This is a genomic window from Microbacterium sp. Bi128, assembly GCF_918698205.1.
Map to the genome: position 1 here is coordinate 1 of NZ_CAKKMM010001163.1, position 1,627 is coordinate 1,627.

Consider the following 1,627-nt stretch of genomic DNA (forward strand, 5'->3'; position numbering starts at 1 on the left):
GGAAATGGCCATGGCCGGGACCTCCAGGAGGCTGACGTCTTTGCGGCCCATGCCGTCCAGGACGTGGCCCGGCCGGGTTACACCCACGAAGTGCGCGAGGGACCAGAGTTCGTCGATGTCTTTCCAGGACAAAATCTGGGCCAGGGCGTCCGCGCCGGTGATGAAGAACAGATCGGCGTCCGGACGCAGGGTCCGCAGGTCACGCAGGGTGTCGATCGTGTAGGTCGGTCCCGGACGGTCCACGTCCACCCGGCTCACGGTGAAGCGCGGGTTCGAGGCCGTGGCGATGACTGTCATGAGATACCGGTGCTCGGCTTCGCTGACCTTCTTGGCCATCTTCTGCCAGGGCTGGCCGGTGGGCACAAAAACGACTTCGTCGAGGTCGAACTTGGCCGCGACCTCACTGGCCGCGACAAGGTGTCCGTGGTGGATGGGGTCGAACGTGCCGCCCATCACACCCAGACGCAGGCGGCGCTGGGCGCCGCGCTGCTTCGTGGGGGCGGAAATATTAGTGACCTTGGCCGTGATCGTGCTTGTTCGGGTGCTGGCGGTGCGGGTCCGAGTGCTCCTCGACAGCCACGTGGCGCCGTCCCAGGTTGGAGTAGGACAGGGTGATCAGCAGCAGGACCACCAGGATCGCGAACATGGTGCCGCCAATGACAAACGGCGGTGCAATGAGCGGTGCGAGTTCCTCGTGGCCCGATTCGCCGGCGGCGGCGACGAAAGTGGCGATCTGCTGCGACAGCATGTTCTCCCCTAGTGAGTTCAAAATTTGACGACGGCGGAGGTGTCCGCCGTTCCGGTCTTCCGTTCCATGTTACAGCGTTGCTAGCCCCGGATCTGGCCCTCGCCCTGCACGATCCACTTGGTCGTGGTCAGCTCGGTCAGTCCCATGGGGCCGCGGGCATGGAGTTTTTGGGTGGAAATGCCCACTTCGGCGCCGAGGCCGAGCTCGCCTCCGTCGGTGAAGCGGGTGGAGGCGTTCACGATCACGGCCGCCGAATCGACCTCGGCGATGAAGCGCTCGGCGTTGGCGAGGTCGTTGGTCAGGATCGCTTCGGTGTGGCCGGTGGACCACTTGCGGATGTGCCTGACGGCCTCGTCCAGGCTGTCCACCATGGCCACGGCCAAGTCCAGGGTGACCCCGGCAGCCCGCAATGCGGCGGCGACCGCGGGAAGGACGGTGGACTTGGAGTGCACCAGGAGAGTTTCGACGGTGTTGCAGACGCTGGGCCGCTGGGTCTTGGCGTTGAGGAGGATGTCCACGGCCATTTCCTCGCCGGCGGAAGCGTCCAGGAAGATATGGACGTTGCCTTCACCGGTCTCGATGACCGGCACGGAGGAGTTCGTCACGACGGCCTGGATCAGCTCGCGCCCGCCGCGGGGAATGAGCACATCCACCCGGCCGCGCGCCCGCATGAGCGCGTTGGCGCCGTCGCGGCCGTATTGGTCCACGGATTGGACGGCGTCGGCGGGCAGGCCCACTGATTCCAGCGCATCCCGGAGGATGGTGATCAGGGCGGCGTTGGTGGCAGCGGCGGCGGATCCGCCGCGCAGGATGACGGCGTTGCCGCTCTTGAGGGCCAGTCCGGCGATGTCGACGGTGACGTTCGGGCGGGCCTCATAG

Annotated in this window: 3 protein-coding genes; all 3 read right to left on the minus strand. The window is 66.3% G+C overall.

Annotated elements, in window-relative coordinates:
* A partial coding sequence (gene nadD, locus LQV45_RS30835; protein ID WP_374208345.1) for a nicotinate-nucleotide adenylyltransferase occupies positions 1 to 507 on the minus strand: 507 nt, incomplete at its 3' end.
* Between the two features lies 1 nt (position 508).
* A complete protein-coding gene (locus LQV45_RS30840; RefSeq protein WP_230011093.1) occupies positions 509 to 748 on the minus strand; it encodes a hypothetical protein in 240 nt (79 codons plus the stop codon).
* Positions 749 to 828: 80 nt separating this feature from the next.
* Positions 829 to 1,627 (minus strand): aldehyde dehydrogenase family protein (locus LQV45_RS30845; protein WP_230011096.1); only part of this gene is annotated, 799 nt, incomplete at its 5' end.